This is a genomic window from Salinicola salarius (assembly GCF_003206135.1).
GTDB classification, from domain to species: Bacteria; Pseudomonadota; Gammaproteobacteria; order Pseudomonadales; family Halomonadaceae; genus Salinicola; species Salinicola salarius.
On the sequence record NZ_PZJT01000015.1, the window covers coordinates 1 to 21,009 of the forward strand.

The 21,009-nt window shown below is 62.6% G+C and carries 17 protein-coding genes; 12 read left to right on the plus strand and 5 right to left on the minus strand.

Features of this window, described 5'->3' with window-relative positions; genetic code table 11:
* Positions 1 to 394 precede the first annotated feature (394 nt).
* A complete protein-coding gene (locus DOM32_RS13820; protein WP_071232518.1) occupies positions 395 to 595 on the plus strand; it encodes a hypothetical protein in 201 nt (66 codons plus the stop codon).
* Positions 596 to 914: 319 nt separating this feature from the next.
* Here DOM32_RS13820 and DOM32_RS13825 read toward each other — a convergent pair whose 3' ends face one another.
* On the minus strand, positions 915 to 3,467 hold the full coding sequence (locus DOM32_RS13825; protein ID WP_420876624.1) for a membrane-bound PQQ-dependent dehydrogenase, glucose/quinate/shikimate family: 2,553 nt from the start codon (positions 3,465 to 3,467) through the stop codon (positions 915 to 917).
* 529 nt (positions 3,468 to 3,996) lie between these two features.
* Here DOM32_RS13825 and DOM32_RS13830 point away from each other — a divergent pair.
* From DOM32_RS13830 to DOM32_RS13855, 6 genes are all read left to right on the plus strand, one after another.
* A complete protein-coding gene (locus tag DOM32_RS13830) occupies positions 3,997 to 5,118 on the plus strand; it encodes a branched-chain amino acid ABC transporter substrate-binding protein (protein WP_110635380.1) in 1,122 nt (373 codons plus the stop codon).
* Between the two features lie 122 nt (positions 5,119 to 5,240).
* Complete coding sequence (locus DOM32_RS13835; protein ID WP_110635383.1) at positions 5,241 to 6,155, plus strand: branched-chain amino acid ABC transporter permease; 915 nt, start codon at positions 5,241 to 5,243, stop codon at positions 6,153 to 6,155.
* Between the two features lies 1 nt (position 6,156).
* Positions 6,157 to 7,185: a branched-chain amino acid ABC transporter permease gene (locus DOM32_RS13840; protein WP_110635386.1), complete on the plus strand. Its 1,029-nt coding sequence runs from the start codon at positions 6,157 to 6,159 to the stop codon at positions 7,183 to 7,185.
* Between the two features lie 153 nt (positions 7,186 to 7,338).
* Positions 7,339 to 8,115 carry an ABC transporter ATP-binding protein gene (locus DOM32_RS13845; RefSeq protein WP_110635389.1) on the plus strand — a complete coding sequence of 259 codons (777 nt, stop codon included), beginning with the start codon at positions 7,339 to 7,341 and terminating at the stop codon, positions 8,113 to 8,115.
* Positions 8,112 to 8,882: an ABC transporter ATP-binding protein gene (locus DOM32_RS13850; protein WP_244179933.1), complete on the plus strand. Its 771-nt coding sequence runs from the start codon at positions 8,112 to 8,114 to the stop codon at positions 8,880 to 8,882. The genes DOM32_RS13845 and DOM32_RS13850 overlap by 4 nt, the downstream gene beginning before the upstream one ends.
* Positions 8,883 to 8,949: 67 nt before the next feature.
* The gene (locus DOM32_RS13855) at positions 8,950 to 9,996 is read left to right on the plus strand and encodes a trans-3-hydroxy-L-proline dehydratase (protein WP_110635393.1); all 1,047 of its coding nucleotides are present in this window, start codon (positions 8,950 to 8,952) and stop codon (positions 9,994 to 9,996) included.
* On the opposite strand, the gene DOM32_RS13860 is transcribed toward DOM32_RS13855, so the two are convergent.
* From DOM32_RS13860 to DOM32_RS13880, 4 genes are all read right to left on the minus strand, one after another.
* Positions 9,993 to 12,056, minus strand: a complete 2,064-nt coding sequence (locus tag DOM32_RS13860; RefSeq protein ID WP_110635396.1) for an FUSC family protein — start codon at positions 12,054 to 12,056, stop codon at positions 9,993 to 9,995. The two genes, DOM32_RS13855 and DOM32_RS13860, sit on opposite strands and share 4 nt — an antisense overlap.
* 5 nt (positions 12,057 to 12,061) lie before the next feature.
* Entirely contained in the window at positions 12,062 to 13,042 is a 981-nt protein-coding gene (locus tag DOM32_RS13865; RefSeq protein WP_338095130.1) for an efflux RND transporter periplasmic adaptor subunit, read from the minus strand.
* A gap of 23 nt (positions 13,043 to 13,065) precedes the next feature.
* Positions 13,066 to 13,284: a DUF1656 domain-containing protein gene (locus DOM32_RS13870; RefSeq protein ID WP_071231466.1), complete on the minus strand. Its 219-nt coding sequence runs from the start codon at positions 13,282 to 13,284 to the stop codon at positions 13,066 to 13,068.
* 439 nt (positions 13,285 to 13,723) lie between these two features.
* Positions 13,724 to 14,659 carry a LysR family transcriptional regulator gene (locus DOM32_RS13880; protein WP_110635405.1) on the minus strand — a complete coding sequence of 312 codons (936 nt, stop codon included), beginning with the start codon at positions 14,657 to 14,659 and terminating at the stop codon, positions 13,724 to 13,726.
* Between the two features lie 336 nt (positions 14,660 to 14,995).
* Here DOM32_RS13880 and DOM32_RS13885 point away from each other — a divergent pair, with 336 nt between their 5' ends.
* The 5 genes from DOM32_RS13885 to DOM32_RS13905 all read left to right on the plus strand — a co-directional run bounded on the left by DOM32_RS13885 (position 14,996) and on the right by DOM32_RS13905 (position 21,006).
* Positions 14,996 to 16,855 carry a TonB-dependent receptor domain-containing protein gene (locus DOM32_RS13885; RefSeq protein ID WP_244179934.1) on the plus strand — a complete coding sequence of 620 codons (1,860 nt, stop codon included), beginning with the start codon at positions 14,996 to 14,998 and terminating at the stop codon, positions 16,853 to 16,855.
* Positions 16,856 to 16,974: 119 nt separating this feature from the next.
* Positions 16,975 to 17,913 (plus strand): ABC transporter substrate-binding protein, encoded by a 939-nt coding sequence (locus DOM32_RS13890; RefSeq protein WP_110635411.1) that lies wholly within the window; start codon positions 16,975 to 16,977, stop codon positions 17,911 to 17,913.
* Between the two features lie 121 nt (positions 17,914 to 18,034).
* Positions 18,035 to 19,003, plus strand: coding sequence for a FecCD family ABC transporter permease (locus DOM32_RS13895; RefSeq protein WP_110635577.1), 969 nt, complete (start codon positions 18,035 to 18,037; stop codon positions 19,001 to 19,003).
* Positions 19,004 to 19,009: 6 nt separating this feature from the next.
* On the plus strand, positions 19,010 to 20,119 hold the full coding sequence (locus tag DOM32_RS13900) for a FecCD family ABC transporter permease (RefSeq protein WP_110635414.1): 1,110 nt from the start codon (positions 19,010 to 19,012) through the stop codon (positions 20,117 to 20,119).
* On the plus strand, positions 20,116 to 21,006 hold the full coding sequence (locus DOM32_RS13905) for an ABC transporter ATP-binding protein (RefSeq protein WP_110635417.1): 891 nt from the start codon (positions 20,116 to 20,118) through the stop codon (positions 21,004 to 21,006). The genes DOM32_RS13900 and DOM32_RS13905 overlap by 4 nt, the downstream gene beginning before the upstream one ends.
* Positions 21,007 to 21,009 lie beyond the last annotated feature (3 nt).

Genomic DNA, 21,009 nt, shown 5'->3' on the forward strand with positions numbered 1-21,009 from the left:
TCTATACCGAACCCCGGCCATTGGTCGGGGTTCACTTATTTAGGGGTCTCCCATGGAGAGTCCCGGAACGCCGGCCGACTCATCGTCAGGCATCTATCCCAAACCCCAGCCCAACAAGGCTGGGGTTTTTTTATGCCCGCATGAAACGTCACGGGCCATGCTGGCCCGACTCTATCATGCGGGTTGGAGGAGAGTTCCTTCGTTACTTCATCATTATTCCTGCAATCTCATCGCAAACGGAGGAATCCTGACGCCAGGAGCAGACACGCTTTTGACCGCTTTCGAATAATTAGGAGAAATTAGGGAAGGTCGCTTCGAAGTTGGCTGATTCTGCAAACTGTAGCTATGGTTGTTAGGGCAAATACATGGAAGCAGTTGCTCAGGAGGATGCGAGATGCGCACTGACCTATTGAAGAAAATGGCGATGGCTATGCTATTAGGCCTGATGGCATTTGGCGTTGTGGCTTGCGATAACGACGAAGGGCCAGCAGAAGAAGCCGGAGAGTCGGTCGATAATGCCGTGGACAACGCAGGCAGCACGATGGAAGACGCTGGCGAAGAGATTCAGGAAGAAGCAGAGGATGCGCAGAATTAATTCTGTCATGGTGTCAGCGTAGGGTAAGACAAAAAACTCTGCGTTTGTCACCGTGGTTGCCTGAAAACTAAATCAGGCGGTTATGGAGAAAAAGCCCGAGTGCCTTTCTTTCGGTACTCGGGCTTTTCATTGCTATTGGGATAGACGTCCAACAGTGAACAATGAGATAGCCTTGGCCTACGCTATCACCATCTCGCGATAAAAGAACGGGCGGCAGTGTCGGTGACACCGCCGCCCGTTATTCTTTAGCGCTGACTTTTTGCCGGCTCCCTGACTGGATTTTATCCAGACAGGGAGTGGCGCTGGCCGAGACCAGTAATCAGCTATCGTCACTCTTGGGGAGTGCATAGGCGATCACATAGTCACCGGAGGGCGTTTCCATGAAGTGGTGTCCGGTGGCGACGATAACCACGTACTGACGACCATTGGCTTCATACACCATCGGGTTGGCCTGACCGCCCGCGGGTAGCGCAGCCTGCCACACCGTCTCGCCACTTTCGATGTCGATGGCACGAATGAGGTCGTCAGTCGCGGCAGCAATAAAGATCAAGCCACCAGCGGTCACCACGGAACCACCGTTATTGGGCGTGCCGATATCGATGGGTAGCCCTGAACGAATGCCCCACGGGCCATTGGCGCGAGCCGTGCCTAGCGGCCGATCCCATAGCGTATCGCCGCTGGCCAGGTCGATGGCGCGGATATGACCATACGGCGGCTGCTTGCAGAGCATGCCGGTGTAGGGCACACGCCAGCCAGCGTTGACGTTGATCGCATACGGCGTATTGGCTTGCGGATCACCGGCACCCTCGGCGCCACCACTGTCTTCCTGCTGTTCCTCTCGGGGCACCCAGCCCAGTTTGTTGGCGACGTCACGCGGCACGAGTTCGTTGTAGTTCGGCATATCGTTGTAGTTGGCGATGATGACGCCGCGACGCGGATCGATCGCCACGCTACCCCAGTCGGAGCCGCCGTTGTAGCCGGTGTACTGGATCCACGGCTGCTTGGCGGTCGGCGGGGTATACATGCCCTTCCAACTGGCCTGGTGATACTGAATACGGCAGAACAGCTGGTCGAACGGGGTCATGCCCCACATGTCCTTCTCGTCGATGTCCGGCTGACGCAGCGTTGCGTAGAGCGAGAAAGGTTGTGTCTTGCTGCGCTGCTCCGGCTCGGCGCCGCCCTGGGGTACCGGCCGCTCTTCGGCACCGCCACCCAGCAGTTCACCCGTCTCACGATTGAAGACATAGATCTCGCCCTGCTTGGTCGGCATGACCAATGCCGGCACCTTGCCATTGTCGGTAGGGAAGTCGATCAATGTCGGCTGTGAACCCGGATCGTAATCCCAGACGTCCTTGTGCGCCGTCTGGAAATGCCATTTCGGCAGGCCCGTCTCGACATCGAGCGCGATCATGGAACTGGCCCACTCGTTCTCTTCCGGCGTACGCGAGCTGCTCCAGTAGTCGGCGGCACTATTGGCCATCGGCAGGTACACGAGGCCCAGCTTGCTGTCACCGGCCGCGGTGGTCCACATGTTGGGAGAGCCGCGCACATAGGTCTCGTCGCCGGTCAGGGGTTCGCTCTGATCCGGGCGACCAGCATCCCACGCCCACAGCAGCTCGCCGGTTACGACGTCATAGCCCTTGATCACGCCGGAGGGCGGGTAGCGACGCTGCCCATCCAGGACCTGGTGACCCGTGACGAGCACGTTGCGCACGACGACAGGCGCTGAGTTGATGGAGACATATCCTTCCGGCGTCTCGCCCATATTGCGCTTGATATCCACCTGACCATTGTCACCGAAGCCGGTACACGGTTCGCCGGTTGCGGCATCGACTTCGATCAGACGGCCGTCAAGCGTGCCCGAGATGATGCGCGCCTGGCAGGACTGGTCGTCATTCGAAGTGGTGGCCATCTGGCTCGACGATGCCTCATCGGACTGCGCCTGGCCTTCATCGTTGCCTTGTGGCTCGTTCGCTGCCGTAGACTGGCTCGGGTCCGCTGATTGATCCGTGTTCGACGTCTGATCTTCCGGCACCTCGTAATACGTCACGCCGCGGCATGCAGCCGTATAAGGGATGGCGTCCTCGGAAACCTGCGGGTCGTAGCGCCAGTTCTCTTCTCCGGTTGCAGCGTTCAGAGAGATCAAGATATTGCGCGACGTGCACAGAAAAACATCATCTCCGATTTTCAGCGGCGTAGTTTCAGCGCCCCAGCGATGGTCGAGAATGTCACCGGTGCGATATTGCCAGGCCACCTGCAGGTCGCCGACGTTATCCGGCGTGATCTGCTCGAGAGGTGAATAGCGCGTGGCAGCCGAGTCACGACCATAGGCGGCCCAGTCGCCCGGAGCCGGCGTATCGGCTGGCTGTGCGTTACCGACATCCGTCGATAGCGATGCATCGGCTATCGCAGGGACATCCTCGAGATGCTCGTAGCCGCGGTTGGGAAGGAACGCTAGCGCGCCGGCCACCACGAGGCCCAGAAACAGGACGCCTGCCAGCGAGAACCCGGCCTTGCGGGAGGGACCGTTCTTCAGCGCAGGGGTGACCAGCGCGACCAGAATGGCCAGGATCAGCACGACATCCAGACGAGGGATCCAGCGCCAGTAATTCAGTCCCGATTCCCAGGCCGCCCACAGGAAGGTACCAATGAAGACGATCCCGTAAATAGCGGCACCGGAAATCTGACCGCGGAACAATTGGATGCCGGCAATCAGCATTAGCACGCCAGCGATAAGGTAGTACCAGGAACCGCCTAGTACCGCCAGGTAAGCGCCGCCGGCTCCCAGAGCCAGACCAACGAGCGCAACAATGATTCCGACGAGCTTGGCAAAAATGCCCCCTGCACCGCCGGAAGAAGTCGTAGTGACCACTGTATTCTCCCTTGAATGATATTTGGTATTAGGTTGGTCATGCGTCGAAGCGACCAACTGCCTCATGCGACAAGCTGTGGCATATAGTTAGGGTAGTCACGGTAATCCAAGCTGGCGATCAAAATCCCTCGAAACCCGGTCAGATCCTTCCTTGCAGTGATTCCCAGGCTCGCTTGCTCTGTGCCAACGCGGTCAGGAAAATGAACAGGCCTGTCACGACGCTCATTGACACCGCGTAAACTGCGGCGCCAGCCCGGTCCTTCTTCACCGATTTTTGCCTTGTCTGGCCTTTGCTCGTCGGCTTTTCAGACAGCGCCGAGTACGGGGGCGGGGAGAAGGGGGACAATACGACCAATCGGGATCTTGTATATTTTATACAAAACGCCTAGTGTCTGCAGAGTGTCAGAACGTAACTTCCATGTCAGGATACAACAATGCCGCTATCGAAGCGGCGAGAGAACGGAAGGGCGCCCGCCCGACCCCTTTGCAGTACGAATAAACAACAATCGCTGAAGGGAGTAATCGCTGTATGGGTAAATTCCTCAAACTGATCGCCTCTGCGGCCGTCGTCAATCTGGCAGCCGGTTCGCTCGCCATGGCGCAGGACGGGCCCATCACCATTGGTGTCCAGGTGCCGACCACCGGCTCCGAAGCCACCTATGGCAAGGACATGTACAACGCCATGATGCTGGCCGCCGACGAGATCAACGCCGACGGTGGGCTGCTGAATGGACGCCAAATCGAACTGGTCACTGGAGACACGGCCTGCGACCCGCAGCAGTCTGTCAACGCCGCCAGTCGCCTGGCTTCGCAGGAGGTCGTCGGCGTGGTGGGCGGCTACTGTTCCGGTGCGACCCAGCCGACGCTCAAGACCTACGGTGATGCCAACATCCCGTTCGTGATCGTGGCGGCCAACTCCACCCAACTGATTCCGGCCAACCCGGGCAACGCGGTGATGATCAACTCCACCGGTGACGACCAGGCCAAGACCGCGCTCGAGTTTTTCGAGGGCAAGGACATCGAGAAACTAGCGATCGTCAATCAGGGGGATGCCTATTCCCAGGATCTGGCCAACCTGACCCGGGACGCCTGGACCGGTGCCGGTCACACCGTCTCGGCCTTCGAATACGTCAACAAGGGGGAGCAGGATTTCTCCGCACTGGTCAACAAGATCCGGGGCTCCGGTGCCGAAGCGGTTTTCTGGACAGCCTACTACGCCGATGGCGGTCTGCTGATTCGCCAGCTGCGCCAGCGTGGCTTCCAGGGCACCATCGCCGTGGGTGACGGATCCAACTCGCCGGAACTGTTCAATATCGCCGGTCAGGCTGCCGAGGGCGTGTTCGCGTTCTCCAATCCGACAGCCGACTTCCTGCCGGCCGCCAAGCAGTTCACCAGCGACTACCAGTCCCGGTTCGGCAATGCGCCGGGGCCGTATGCGCCGCTCGCCTATGATGGCATGCAGCTGATGGCCTGGGCGATCGACGAGGCCGGCTCCACCGATGGCGATGCCATCATCAAGGCGCTGAACAGCGCCGACGGACAGGAGTGGCTGGCCGGCCCGATCTCCTTCACGCCGCAGCACACGCTGGCACGCAGCAACTTCGTGGTGCTCGAGGGCCAAGGCGGCAAGTGGACTCGCTACGAGGAATGACGACTCGCTCTTCGGTTCGAGCCTCGGCTCGGACCGAAGATGCTGTCACGCGTCGCGGGGCGTGAAACCCGCGACGCGCTCACTCTCCTCATCCGCTGTCCGCTGCCCAGAGACATACGCCCATGACCTGGTACGATTCTTTTCTGCAGCAGCTCGTCGACGGGCTGGTGCTGGGCTCTTTCTATGCCCTGGTGGCGCTCGGTTACACCATGGTGTTCGGGGTCATCAAACTGCTCAACTTCGCCCATGGCGATCTCTACATGACGGGCGCCTTCGCGGGCTTCGGTGGCCTGTCCCTGGTTTCCGGATTCCTCGGCGCCGGCTGGATCGGCATCTTCGTTGCGATGCTGCTGGCCATGATCGCCGTCGGCTGCCTGGGGGTGGTGATCGAGCGGGTAGCTTACCACCCGATGCTCGGCGCGCCTCGGCTTTCGATCCTGATCACGGCGCTGGCAGTGTCGCTGGTGCTGCAGAACGCAGCGCTGGCGCTGACCGGTGGTCAGTACACCGCTTTCAGCACCGATCTCGGGTTAGGCGGCTTCAATCTCGGCAATCTTTTCCTCTCTCACAACCAGATCGTCCTGGTGGCGACCGCTGCGGTATTGATGATCGCGCTCGAACTGTTCGTCTCCAGGACGCTATATGGCCGAGCCATGCGCGCGGTCTCCATCGACAAGGACATGTGCCGGATGATGGGGATCAATGTCTCCGCCGTCATCGCGGTGACCTTCTTCATCGGCTCGGGGCTGGCGGCCGCCGCAGGCACCATGGCTGGCGCCTATTACGGCAGCATCTGGTACTTCATGGGCTTTCTGATCGGGCTCAAGGCATTCACCGCCGCGGTGATCGGCGGGATCGGCAGCATCACCGGCGCCATGCTGGGCGGCCTGATCCTGGGGTTGCTGGAATCCTTCGGGACGCACATTCCGTTCATCGGCAGTGAGTGGAAGGACGTCTTTACCTTCTCGATCCTGATTCTGGTGCTGGTGTTCAAGCCCACCGGTCTGCTGGGCAAATCCGAAGTGGAGAGGATGTGACATGGACAGACATTCGCCATCCACGACGCCCGATACCCACAAGCCTGATTTCCACGAGTCTGATTTCCACGAACCCAGGCCACGCAATCTTTTCCAGCGTCTCTACGCGGCGTTTGAATCGCCAGGCCGGAGACGGGCACTTCATCTCGCCATCATTGCGATCCTGATCGTCACGCCCTGGATCTCGAGTCAGTACACCACGGTGATCCTGACCAACGCGCTGCTCTACGTGGTGCTGTGCCTGGGGCTCAATATCGTGGTCGGCTACGCCGGTCTGCTCGATCTCGGCTACGCCGCCTTCTTCGCCGTTGGTGCCTATACCATCGGCATTCTGACGCAGCAGTTCGGCGTCAATTTCTGGGCGGCGATCCCCTTCGCGCTGCTGGCAGCGGCGCTGGCCGGCGTCATCATTGGCGGGCCGACGTTACGCCTGCGCAGCGACTATCTCGCGATCGTGACGCTGGGCTTCGGCGAAATCGTGCGCTTCACCGCCCGAAATCTCGAGATCACCGGCGGCGCCAGCGGTCTATCGCACATTCCGGAGCCATCACTGTTCGGCTGGCACATCGATAGCTCGATCGACTTCTACTACGTCTTCGTGGTGTTGGCGGTGCTGGCATACATTGCCAGCCAGCGGCTGTTCGATTCGCGTCTCGGCAGGGCTTGGCTCTATGTCCGCCATGATGAAGATGCCGCCGAGGCGATGGGTATCAACCGGGTCGCGACCAAGCTGGCGGCGTACGTGATCGGCGCCATCTTCGGGGCGATCGGCGGCATCTTCTTCTCGGTAAATCTGGGCGCCATCTCGCCGGAAAGCTTCAGCTTCCAGCAGTCCGTGCTGATCCTGCTGGCCGTCGTGCTGGGCGGCATGGGCAAGATACCCGGCGTCATCCTGGGCGCGTTCATCGTGGTGCTGGGGCCTGAATTGCTGAGGGATTTCGGCACCCTGCGACTGCTGATATTCGCCGTGCTGCTGTTGCTGATCATGCTGTTCCGGCCGAGCGGTATATGGCCCGAGAAGCGTTCATGAAAGGTACCTACAAAAGGGCTGCGCTCGACGATACCGCGTTAAAAATGGCCTCGGAGTACTCATTTACCCGAGTAAACTCCGTTTCCTCGGCCATTTTTGCCTTGTCTCGCCTTCGCTCGCCTGTTCTGTAAGCACCTTTTTGAGGAGTTCTTGATGCTGCTGCAACTGAAACAGGTGTCGCTGAGCTTTGCCGGCAACACTGTCCTGCACGATGTCGACTTCGGCGTCGAACCGGGACGCATTCATAGCCTGATCGGCCCCAACGGGGCCGGCAAGACATCGATGTTCAACGTGATCACCGGATTCTATCGCCCCCAGCAGGGGGAAATCACGCTGGATGGCGAACCCATCGTCAAGCGCAAGCCGCACGCCGTGACGCGGCTGGGCATCGCGCGGACTTTCCAGAACGTTCGGCTGTTCCGGGAAATGTCGGTGCTGGAGAACGTCATGGCCGGCCAGCATTGCCGGACGCGATCGGGGGCGCTTGCCGCCATTCTCCGGCTGCCGAGTCAGCGTGCAGAGGAGCGCCGGATTCTCGAAACTAGCCTGGAGTGCCTCGATTTCGTCGGTCTGCTGGGGCATCAGGATCGGCTGGCCACCAACCTCGCCTATGGTCATCAGCGGCGTGTCGAAATCGCCCGCGCATTGGCGACCCAGCCCAAGCTGCTGCTGCTCGACGAACCGGCAGCGGGCCTCAACAGCGGCGAAAAGCAGGCGCTGATCGAGTTGATCCGACGTATCCGCGACGAGCGCGGCGTCGCCGTACTGTTGATCGAGCATGACATGAGCCTGGTGATGAATGTCTCCGAGCGCATCAGCGTGCTCGACCACGGCAGTCTGATCACCGAAGGCGACCCGCACACAGTGCAGAACGATCCCAAGGTGATCGAGGCCTATCTCGGCCAGGACGATGAGGAGCTGGCACTGTGACGGAAACCCTCACTCAAACCGATAGGCCGGCAAGCACCGTGCGGCCTGGCAAGGTGCGGCTGAGCATTCGCGATGTCGAAGCCTTCTACGGCCAGATCCAGGCGTTGCGGGGCGTGTCGCTGGATGTCCACGAAGGGGAAATCGTGACCCTGCTGGGTAGCAACGGGGCCGGCAAGTCGACCACGCTCAAGACCATCTCCGGACTGGTCCGGGCTCAGCGGGGCGACGTCCAGCTCGAAGGGGAATCGATCGCCACGCTGGCGGCTCACGAGATTGCTCGTCGTGGCGTGGTTCACGTCCCCGAGGGCCGACGTATTCTGCGTGGGCTGACGGTCAAGGAGAACCTGGAACTGGGCGCCTTCACGGTCAAGGACAACGCCCTGCGCCGCCAGCGGCTCGACGAGGTCTACGAGCTGTTCCCGATCCTTCACGAGCGCCGCCATCAGGACGGTTCGCTGCTCTCCGGCGGTCAGCAGCAGATGCTGGCGATGGGACGCGCGCTGATGCACGGCCCCAGCGTGATGCTGCTTGACGAGCCTTCCATGGGGCTAGCGCCGAAGCTCGTGACCGACATCATGCGCATCATCAAGCGCCTGAACGAAGCGGGTACCACCATTCTGCTGGTCGAGCAGAACGCACGGCTCGCGCTGCGGCTGGCGCATTACGCCTACGTGATCGAGAACGGCGAGATTCGCATGCAGGGACCTGCCGCCGAGCTGCGCGAAGACGAGTCGATCGTGAAGGCCTACTTGGGTGTGGGTGAATGACAGGGCGTCGGTGAATGACAGAACGGCGGTGCATGACTCGGTAAATAACGAAGTATCGGAGAATCGTATGCAGACCACTTGCGTGATCCATAGCGTCAGTTGCCATGCCGAGGGAGAAGTAGGAGATGTCATCGTCGGCGGCGTGGCGCCGCCACCCGGCGAGACGCTCTGGGAGCAGTCGCGCTGGATCGCGCGTGACGAAACGCTGCGCAACTTCATGCTCAACGAACCCCGCGGCGGCGTGTTCCGGCACGTCAATCTGCTGGTGCCGCCCAAGGATCCGCGGGCGCAGATGGGCTGGATCATCATGGAGCCGGAAGACACGCCACCGATGTCCGGTTCCAACAGCCTCTGTGTCGCGACCGTACTGCTCGAAACCGGGATCCTGCCGATGCAGGAACCCGAGACGCGCCTGGTGCTGGAAGCGCCCGGTGGCCTGATCGAGGCCGTGGCGCGCTGCGAAAATGGCCGAGTGCTGGACGTCACCGTGCGCAATCTGCCGGCGTTCGTCGATCGGCGAGACCTGCAGCTCGAAGTGGAAGGGATCGGCACGCTGCGTGTCGACACGGCATTCGGCGGCGATAGCTTCGTGATCGTCGATGCCGAGGATCTCGGTTTCGAGCTGGTGCCGGATGAAGCGCGGGATCTGGTCGAAGCCGGGATTCGAATCACCGATGCCGTCAACGCGCAGTTCGGGTTCCATCATCCTACCAACCCCGACTGGAAGCACGTCTCCTTCTGCCAGATCGCGGCGCCGCTCAGGCGGGAAGGCGGCGCCTGGCTGGGGCGCAATACGGTGGCGATCCAGCCCGGCAAGCTAGATCGTTCGCCCACCGGTACCGGCTGCTCGGCGCGCATGGCGCTACTGCACGCACGCGGCGAACTCAAGCTGGGCGAAACCTTCATCGGCGAATCGATCATAGACTCGCTCTTCTACTGCCGGCTCGATGGCACGACGCGGGTCGGCGACAAGGAAGCGGTGACGCCGCTGATCCGCGGGCGCGCGTTCATCACCGGGACGCATCAGCACACCCTCGATCCCCACGACCCCTGGCCCGCCGGATACCGCATCGCCGACACCTGGCCGCGTATCGGGCCGAATCGCGTCCGCTAGGAGGTCGCCGGCTCCGGGGTTTGATCCGGTTTGATATGCGGTCGCTCGGCCATGATGCGTCCGAGGCGTTCCAGCGCCAGTTCCAGGCGCTCGACCAATCCTTCCAGCAGCACGCGGCGATCCGCCGGCACGTCGCCGTGCTCGGCGATCGCGGTCTCGAGCTTGCTGCCGGCTTCACGGATCCCCTGCGGCTGACGGCCGTTGGCACTCGCCTCAAACCCATCTGCCAGCGTGCGCAGCAGCTGGCGATGAGCGCGACGGATCAGGGGATGGGTCGCGTTGTCCAAACGGTCGCGCAGACGCAGCGTGGCGGTCCCCAGATCCAGCCCGGTTAGCCCGAGAATGAACAGATGGCGCTGATCCTGAGGCAGCATGTCGTCGTGCTGGGCCAGTTGCAGGATGCGATCGGCCATATGGCCAATGAAGCGGGTTTCGGCGTCGCGTATCGATCGCCGCCGCAGATGATGGATGTCTCTGGAGATCGCATTGATCAAGCGCCGCCGGCGCAGGCGCGTGCCCAGCCCGGGCAGCAGCCGGAAACCCATCATCACGCAGGTGAGGCCGATGATCACCGCGACCGCGCGATTGGCGAAGCTGTCGAAAGAGAAGTCCATGTTGTTGCCGGGCATGGTCAGCAGGATGTTGAAGATGGTGAAGGCCAGGCAATAACCCATCGTCGCCGGATTGGTTGCCCCCATCAGCCCCAGAAACAGCGGCGTGCCGAACAGCAGCGCCAGCATCGGAAAGCCGTTGGCCTGCGACAGCAGTACATGGCCAAACAGGAACGCGCTGGGAATGGCCGCGAGCATGCCCTTGTAGAACATCATGGTGATCGCGACCGGATTGTCGCGACTGGCAAAGAAGGACGAGAACAGCGTGCCCAGCAGCATGGCCACCATGGCGCTGTTCCAGGCCGTGAGAATCCAGAACGTGGCGAGCACACCAAAAACGATCCCCGAGCGGATCGCATTGATGGCGGCGGCGAGATGATCGCGATGCCAGGCCAGCGAGGCCGAGCGCAGCCGGTAGGTGCCGGGGGAGGCGATCGCTTCGCGGGCGTCCAGCATCACCATGGCATGGCCGATCGATTCGCGCAGCCCCAGGCGCGCACGCCGGTCCAGCGGTGCCATGCCTTCTTCGTCGCTCTCGTGCACGAGATGGCGCAGTTCCTGGAGTTCCTGGCGTGCCTTGGGAACGCCCTTGACGTGTTCCGCCTCGCGAAAGCCTTGTGCGACCCGGCGCGCGATCTCGATGCTGCGGGGCGCCAGCTTGTCGGCATGGTCGTGCAGCATCTGATGCAGCGCCTGAAGATTGGCCAGAAAGCGCAGCGTGCGTCGGGTCAGAACGTGGGTGGCGCGGACGCGGCCCGGGCCTTCCGGGCCCTCGAAGCGCGCCGCCTGGCTATCCGTCTCCAGCGTGGTCAGCGAGCCGAGGCTACCCCGCAACGCCTTCTGCATGGCTGGAATGTCGTTGCTCGCCTCCAGGCGCAGGGCCGCGTTCTCGAAGGCTTCGTTGATGACGCTATCGGCCTGCGTCGAGAGATGCTTGCCGACTCGGGAAGGCCACAGCAACGAGCTGACCAGGGTGGCGCAGATCGCACCCAGCCCCAGTTCCGACAGTCGTGCCACGGCGATGTCGAAGATCTCGCCGGGCGTGCTGCCGTTGGAGATCACCACGATCAGCATCGCGGTGACGGCTGCCATCAGACAGCCGTAGGTATAGTTGTTGCGCCATAGTGAACCGACGTAGGTACACAGCATGATCCATAGCGTCAGGGTCATCAGCGCGGGCACCCTGGCCTGGGCAAACAGCGACATGATGACGATTCCCGCCACCGCCCCGATGAACGTGCCGCCGAGCTGGCAGATGCCTTTCTCGATCACCATGCCGCTCATCGGGCGGATCTGCAGAAAGGCCGCCGAAATCAACGCCCAGTAGGGGCGGTCGAGGTTGAGCCAGAGCGCCAGATAGAGCGCGATCATCATCGCCACGGTGGTCTTGATGGCGAACTTGACCGCCGTGGCATCGGGCATCAGGTAGGTCTTGACGAGCGGTGACATGGCACTCACTGCGTGTCGTCGGCGACGTTCCCGGCTGGCATTGCGTCAGCCGGTCGCGATTGGGCCTGCTCGGTCGGACGTCGGTCGGCTGGCTGGGTCGGCTGCGTTGTCGTACTGACAGGGTCGTCAGGAGACTCGGATGGCGGCGTGCCGTCGCCGTGCTGAATCCTGACCGTTGCCGTCATGCCGGCGCTGAGCAGCGTCTCGTCCGGAACGTCATCCAGGGTGATGCGAACCGGAATGCGCTGCGCCAGCCGCACCCAGTTGAAGGTCGGCTGGACTTGCGGCAACAGCTGGTTGTTGAGACTGGTATTGGTATCGGCGATCCCTCGGCCGATGCCGGCGACATGGCCATGCAGATGGGTATCGCCATTCATCAGGATGACCTCCGCAGGATCACCGACGTCGATGGAGGACATCTTGGTCTCTTCGAAATAGCCCATGACGTAATAGGAGTTCGACTGCACCAGCGCCATCACCGATGTGCCTCGACTGACATAGTTGCCGGCCGACAGCTGCAGGTTGAGCACATGGCCGCTGACCGGCGCGACGACGCGGGTTCGCTCCAGATCGAGTTTGGCGCTGGTCAGATCGGCCTGGGCCTGCTTCAGATCGGCAGCGGCGACACGGCTGTTGATCTGAGCAATCTGGCGATCTTCTGCGCTGATCGAACGGTTGCTCAGCTGGTTACGGCGCTGGGCTTCCGTCTGGCGTAGCTGCAAGGTGGCCTCGCGGTTTTCCACCGTCGCCTGGGCCTGATCCAGTGCCGCCTGATAACGCGCCTTGTCGATCTCGAACAGGGTATCGCCCTTGGCGACGAAGTCGGTGTCGTTGACGTTGAGCGTGCGTACCCAGCCGGAGACATCCGGCGCGATCGTGATCACTTCCGCCCGCACGCGGGCATCCCGCGTCCAGGGGGTGAAAAGATAGTAGTTCCAAAGCCAGATGCCGGCGGCCACGGCGATCCCGACGACGACGAGGGTCATGAGGATACGTAGCGAATTGCGCATCAAGTACTCTCGAGCAGGACGGAAAACAGAAAGGTAATGCCGGCAGTGAACAGCACGAACAGCGAGACGTCGAACCAGGCTTCATACCACAAGGCGCGCTGCCCGATCACCCAATGCAGCAACCAACGCAGGAAGAGGGTGGCGATGAAGCCAAAGAAGGCATAAATCAGCAGTGGGCTGAGAAAGATCCCGCCAACGGCAATTTCCTGTAGACCCATATCTTCCCTGTCGGCTGCGTCGTGATTCGACAAGCGAGTAATGTTATCACGCTATTTAAGTCACTGTCAGAGGCGTGGCTTGGCGCTGCGCGTCTTTCCTGCAGTCTAGCCGGAAAAGCCGAAATTCGCGTACCTGGCCCAAATTAGCGCCTATCTGACTCCTATTGAAGGAAAAGGCCATCAGCTGCACGCAGGGGTCGGTATCGAAAGAGCGAATATCGAAGGAGCGGGTAGAGCCCCTTCCAGTGATCTGCCAGACGAAGTCGAAAGGGCCTGCCTCGCCCGCGAGCAACTGCAAGGCATCGCCTACGCGATAGTCGATCCATTTCGCCAGTCCGGCCGGCCATGTCCCGCGCATAGAAGGACTTTTCGGCTTCCAGCTCCATGGTAATGCCCTGACCGCCCGCAGCGCGTGCGGCATCGGCCAGGCGAATGGTGTTCAGCGATCGGCGGTCGGGGCTGGCAGCTCCGCTGTCTCTCGTTGCCAGGCAGCCGGTACCGATTGGCGCAACTGCTCGATCAGTGCAGTGATCTTCCGGGGCTGGTGGCCGTAGGGATAAAGCAGCGTGACCGGTAGCGGCGGCGCTTGCCACTCTTCCAGACACGGCACCAAGGTCCCCGGGTGATGGCGCAGACGGAGCTCGGCCATCCAGTGGGGCATCAGCCCCAATCCCTGGCCACGAGCGATGGCATCGGCATGTAACGCCAGTTGATCGACACGCAGCCGACTGCCGGCCGACGGCAGGTGGTAACGGCCCTGGTAGAGATGACTCAGCGTCACGCCGCTTTCGGTATCGCCGAGCAGATCGACCCAGGCATGGTTTTTCAGTTCGTGCGGATGGCTAGGCGTGCCCCGATGGCGGAGATACTCGGGATTGGCGTAGATACCGCGCGTGATCGAGCCCAGCACCTCCTGACGCAGGCCGCATTCCACTACCGCTCCGACCCACAGGTGAAGAGCGCTGCCATCCGGTAGCGAAGGGGCCGATCGAAGTGTCCGCACTTCCAGTCTGGCCTTGGGGTGGCGTTCCAGGAAACGCTCTGCCTGCTTCGCCATGAAACCCCGCGCCAGCGCCGAGTGAACCTTGACGACGACCTCGCCGCTGATTTCCGCCTTCAGGTCGTCCAGCGCCAGATGGCTCTGTTCTGCAATCCGCAACATCTCCCGGGCGTAGCCCAGGAAAAGCCCGCCGGCCTCCGTGGGCATCAGACGGTTGGCCTGGCGTCGGAGCAAAGGTTGGCCCAGCCGGGTTTCCAGATGCGCGATGCGGCGACTCAAGGTCGATTTGGCGACGCCCAGGCGACGAGCGCTCACCGTCAGGCTGCCGGATTCCATCACATCAGCGAAGGTCGCGAGTTCCTCGAGATCGTACATGAAGCCTGCCCGGTAGCGGGGTGGATTCTGGCGTGAATGAGAATGATTGTCGGAAACTTTAACGGTTTTATCGCCTCGACGCGATCTTTCCAGCGGTTGCAAAACACGCAACGCACTGTCGCGAGATTTTAGGCAGGCAGTATGAAAGAATCTAAATGATAAATATTCGTATTAAGATTTTTGGCCGTGCGAGCTGCTTGTTCATTCGGACTCGTCTTATCAAGGGAACCAACAATGACATTTTCAACGCCATTACGATTTTCAGCGCTCACATTTGCGGCTGCGGGGGCTATCGGGTTTGCGAACCATAGCCAGGCCCAGAGCGAGCTGGACCCTATGGTCGTCACGGCCGCAGGCTATGCGCAGCAGGTGACCAGTGCACCCGCTTCGATCAGCGTGATCTCACGCGAACAGCTCGAGCGCCGTCAGTACCGCGATGTGACCGATGCCCTGGTGGACGTGCCCGGCGTCATCGTGACGGGCGGCGGGTCGGGGGACAACGGCGCCGACATCAGCATCCGTGGCATGCCTGCCGAATATACTTTGATCCTGGTCGATGGCATGCCGGTCAGTACACGTGAATCGCGCCCCAACGGTAGCGCCGGGTTCGAGCAGGATTGGCTACCGCCGCTCTATGCCATCGAGCGCATCGAGGTGATCCGTGGGCCGATGTCGACGCTCTACGGATCGGCTGCAATCGGTGGGGTGATCAACGTCATCACGCGTAAAGTCCAGGACGAATGGCATGCCAATCTGCGGTTGGGAGCGACGATCCAGGAAGATCGGGACTCCGGCGATGCTCAGCAGACCGAATTCTATACCACCGGGCCGCTGGTCGATGATTTGCTCGGACTGCAGGTCTTCGGCCGTTACAGCACGCGGCAGGAGGACGACATCGTCGACGGCTACGAGGACAAGGAGCTGGTCAACGGCACGGCGCGCGTGACGCTGACGCCGACCCAGGACCATGACTTCATGCTGGAAGCCGGTCGCACCAAGCAGCAGCGCGAGATGAACGTCGGAAAGACCGTCGAAGAGGGCGGTGATCCTAGTGAATCCGATAATGAGACGGAGCGCTACTCGCTGCGCCATGAAGGGCGCTGGGGTATCGGCACCTCGACCACCTACGTACAACAGGAAGAGACCGAAAATAAGGGGCGAGACATCACGGTCAAGAATACCGAGGCCAAGTCGCAGGTGGTGATGCCTTTTCGCTCGCATACGCTGAGCGTGGGCGGCAGCTACTCCAAGGAGGAGCTGGAAGATACCACTAGTAATAAGATCTCCGAGCTCTCCGAACTGGACATGTACCAGTGGGCGCTGTTCATCGAGGACGAGTACTACCTCACCAATACTTTCTCGGTCACCGCCGGCGTGCGCATGGATGACAACGAAGAGTTCGGCAATCACTTCAGTCCGCGTCTCTACGGTGTCTGGAATCCAGCGCCGCTGTGGACAGTGAAGGGTGGCGTCTCGACGGGCTACAAGGCGCCCGGCGTACGCGATCTCTCGCCGGAATGGGGGGCCGTCAGTCGTGGTGGTGACACCTACGGCAATCCGGATCTCGAGCCCGAGACCTCGGTCACCAAGGAGATCGGTCTGCTCTACGGTCGGCCCAGCGGGCTCAATGGCGGGATCACGCTGTTCCGTAACGACTTCGAGGACAAGATCAGCCGGGTTCCCTGTACGGCCGTGGGCGCCCCCTGTGCGTCGGAGCCCGACAACAGCTATGGCCGTAGCCCCACCACCCGCGTCAATATCGACGAGGCTTATACACAGGGGGTCGAGCTGACGCTGGGAAGTCCGCTGAGCGAGACGCTGTCGGCCAAGGCGAGCTACACCTATACCGATTCCGAACAGGAGTCCGGTGAGGCAGAAGGGGAGCAGCTCACGCAGCTGCCCAGGCATCTGCTGAGCACCACCTTGGACTGGGATCCTGCCGGTCGATTCAGCGGCTGGGGTCGTCTGACATTCCGCGGCGATCAGGAAGAGTATGTGGCGTCGGGGCGTTCCGGCTCCACCGATGCCATTCCCTCCTACACATTGGTCGATACGGGCGGGTCCTGGCGAATCGCCCCGCAAGCCAAATTGCTGTTCGGCGTCTACAACGTCTTCGACAAGCGGATCGATTACGACACCTACAGCCTGGTCGAAGACGGTCGTCGCTACTGGCTCGCTATCGATCTCGAAATATGACGCCGGCTGGAAGCTATCCACATAGGATCATCCTCTAGGGCAGCGTAAGACATATCCGGCATCGCAATAGGCCGATGCCGGCTTTCTATTCCATGAACTCGCTAGACAGGAAATCATTCATGCAGATTCGTTCCCACTCTCGTGGCGGCGTGCTGTTTTGCGCTGCGATCGCTCTGGCCGCATTGGCACAGGCTGCACTGATCCCGCAAGCTCAGGCCCGTACGCTGGATACGGCGTACGGCGATGTCGAGATCGAGGGCCAACCCCAGCGCGTGGTGACGCTGTACGAAGGGGCATTGGATACCGCGTTGACGGCGGGCGTGACGCCGCTAGGGGCGGTGGCGACTCGCGGCGGCGAGGGCGTGGCGAGCTATCTGGGAGAAGCCGCCGCGGATATCGCCATCGTCGGCACCGCACGCGAGACCAACATCGAGGCGGTCATCGCGCAGCGGCCGGATCTGATCCTGGCCTCCTCGCGCCTGCCCGAATCGCAGTACCAGTTGCTGTCGCAGATAGCGCCGACGGTGGTGCCCAAAACCGCAGGATTCGAGCCGGAAGCCTGGAAGGCCGAAGCACGTCTCTTCGGCGAAGCGCTGGGCCGCGAGACGGCGATCGATGACGCCATAGAAACAATTGAAAATCGTTCTCGATCGCTTGCACAACGTCAGCCCAATGGTGACACTACCGCCACCCTGGCGCGCTGGATGCCCAACGGCCCTCTGGTGATGTCGACCCGGCTGTTCGCGACCGGGCTGCTGGCGGCCAGTGGTTTCGATGTGAAGGACGGCGACGTGGTCAAGGCTGGTCGTCCACACAGCGATTCGCTGAGTCTCGAGAACCTGTCGAGTATCGACAGCGACTGGCTTTTCCTGGCGACGCTGAACGACGACGGCGAAGCAGCGCTGGAATCCGCGCGCCAGTCGCCGGCCTTCGAGCGCCTCGATGTCGTGCAGCAGGGCCATGTGGTGCCGGTGGACGGCCAGCTTTGGACCAGCGCTTCCGGGCCCATCGCCGCGCAGCGCATTCTCGACGATATCGAGGGCGTGTTGACGCAGTGACCATTGATGCCCTGATTCTGGCTTCGACGCCATGCCCCGAATTTCATGACGACCTGCCATGACTGAACCGATGTCCCGTGAGCGCTCGTCCTTTCGTGAACGATCGTCGCTCCTCAATCTGATGCTCGTCCTGCTGGCCAGCCTCCTGCTGGTCGGCGTGACGAGCCTGCTTCTGGGCGCCGGCGACGTTGGCCCGCTCGCTGCCTGGTCGGTTCTGACCGGTGGCGGTAGCGACGAGGCGCGTTTCGTCGTCGAGTCGCTACGCCTGCCACGCACGCTGATCGGTGTGGCCGTCGGCATGGCGCTTGGGGTGGCGGGGTCGCTGATCCAGGCAGTCGCCCGTAATCCGCTGGCCGAGCCAGGGCTGCTCGGTGTCAGCGCGGGCAGTGCCCTGGCGGTAGCGATCGCGCTGGTGCTGGGCGCCAGCGCGGCGACGCTGCGAATCTCCGTGGCGCAACTGGGAGCGCTGGCCGGATGCCTGTTCGTGCTGGCGATGGCGCGCGTCAACGGGGTCGGCAACGATCCGGTCAGGCTGGTGCTGGCCGGGGCGATCCTGTCCGGGCTGCTGGGCGCACTGACCTCACTGCTGCTGCTGGTCGACCAGCGCAGTGCCGACGAGATCCGGTTCTGGGTCATCGGCAGTCTGGCCGGGCGTCGGCTCGAGGATCTTCGCGCTATCCTGCCCAGCCTGCTGTTCGCTGGCGTGCTGATCGTCGCCATCGCCCGGCCGTTGGCGGCGCTCGCGCTCGGCGAGCGGGTAGCCGTCGGGCTGGGCCATCATCCCCGCTGGATCCGGCTCCTGTGCGTCATCGCGGTGGCGATACTGGTCGGCGCGGCCACGGCGGTTGCCGGCCCGATCGCTTTCGTGGGGCTGGTGGTGCCGTTCGTCGCCCGGGCGCTGGCCGGTCCCGACATTCGCCGTACCCTGTGGCTGGCGCTACCGCTGGGGCCGATCATGATTCTCTGCGCCGACATTCTGGCGCGACTGCTGGTGGCGCCCTCGGAGATGCCGTTGGGCGTGATTACCGCGCTGGTTGGGGCGCCGGTATTGATCGCTGTCGTTCGTGCCCACCGACTGCCCGCGCTGTGACGCCTGATGAAGACTCGTACCCTGACACCGCCCGCCTGCCTGATGAATCGCCCTGAGGCCGGCGTGACGCCTCCGTCCGGCTCGTGGCGCCTGAGCTGGGCGCTCGGCGAGCGCGACTATTCGATCCTGATCGAGCGTCGCGCCTGCTTCGTCTGCCTCGGCTTGCTGGTTGCGCTGCTGGCCGTTTCGCTGCTGTCGCTGTGCCTGGGCACGCTGACGTTGAGCCCGCGGGAGGCGCTGGCCGGTGTCTTCGGTCATGGCGATCCGGTCAACGCTTTCGTCGTCCAGGAGCTGCGTCTGGTGCGATTGGCCGCAGGTGTCGCGACCGGCGCAGCGTTTTCGCTCTCCGGCTGCCTGATGCAGACGCTGGCCCGCAACCGTCTGGCCACGCCCGGGATCGTCGGCATCGACAACGGTGCCACGGCCTTTGCCGTTGCCTCGGTCGTGGGGCTCGGCACGAGTCTGGCGCCGCCGCCGATGGCGCTGGCGGGGGCCGCTACGGCGACGGCCATCACCTTTGCGCTGGCCAATGACGTCGGGACGCGCGGCTATCGCTTCATCGTGACGGGGATCGGGGTCGGCGCGGTCTTCGGAGCGTTGACGCAGCTGCTGATGGCGCGGGTCGCCATCGACACCGCCAACGCCGCCTATCCCTGGACCGTCGGCAGTCTCAACGCCCGCGACGGCGCCGCGCTGGTCTGGCTCTGGTGCGGTCTGGCGATCGGCCTCGTGGTGGCGTGCTATCTCTCCCGGGCGATGCGGATACTGCGCTTTTCGGACGCCGTGGCCCAGGGGCTGGGCTACCGCGTGCGCGCCTGTCGTTACACGGCGCTGGTGGTGTCGGTGGCGCTGGCGGCACTTGCGGTCGCGGTCGCTGGCCCGGTCGGGCTGGTCGGGTTGATCGGCCCGGAAATCGCCCGCCAGCTCTCTTCGCACCGGGGCGTTTCGCTGATCGCCTCGGCACTCTCCGGGGCAATCGTTATGGTCGCCGCGGATCTGGTCGGGCGGTTACTGCTGGCGCCGATCGAAGTGCCCGTCGGTATCGTGACCGCGATCGTCGGGGCGCCGTTTCTTCTGTGGATACTGTTACGTCCTGCACCGAGGTTCCAGTCATGAACTCGTTTGCCGCTATCTCGCCCGATGCGTCACCGTCGAATGCGTCGCCCTCGAACGTGTCGCCGGGCGTCGCGCCGCCCCTGGCCGCGCGTCAGCTCTCTTTGAGCTACGGGCGGGGCAGCGCGCGGCGCACGGTGATTGAGGCGCTCGATCTCGAGCTCCCTGCCGGGCAGGTGACGGCGATCGTTGGCCCCAACGGCTGCGGAAAGTCGACGCTGCTGGCGAGTCTGGCGCGTCTGCACGTGCCGGACCGGGGCGCGGTGCTGCTCGACGGTCACGATATCCAGCGTCTGCCGGCGCGCGAGATGGCGCAGCGGCTGGCACTGCTGCCGCAGGAAACCCACGCGCCGGAAGGCCTGACCGTCGCCGAGCTGATCCGCTTCGGGCGGCAGCCACATCAAAGTCTGTTCAAGCAGTGGTCGAGGGACGACAGGCGGGTGGTCGACGAAGCGCTGGCGGCGGCGGATCTGCACGCGCTCGCCGACCGGCCTCTGGATGCCATGTCCGGCGGTCAGCGCCAGCGCGCCTGGATCGCCATGGCGATCGCTCAGCAGACACCGCTGCTGCTGCTCGACGAACCGACTTCCGCGCTCGATCTCGGCCATCAGCTGGAAGTTTTCGAACTGATTCGGGATCTGGCCGCGGCAGGCAAGACGCTGGCGATGGTGGTGCACGATCTGGTCAGCGCGTGCCGCTTTGCCGACTACCTGGTGGCGATGCTGGACGGCAGGATCGTCGCTGCCGGCAGACCGAGCGACGTGGTGACGACGGCGCTGGTTCGCGATCTCTACGGCGTGGAATGTACCTTGATGCAGGATCCGGCTACCGGCAGCCCGCTCTTGACCAACATCCGCTCGGCTCGTTACTCCGCGGAACCATCCACCTAGGGC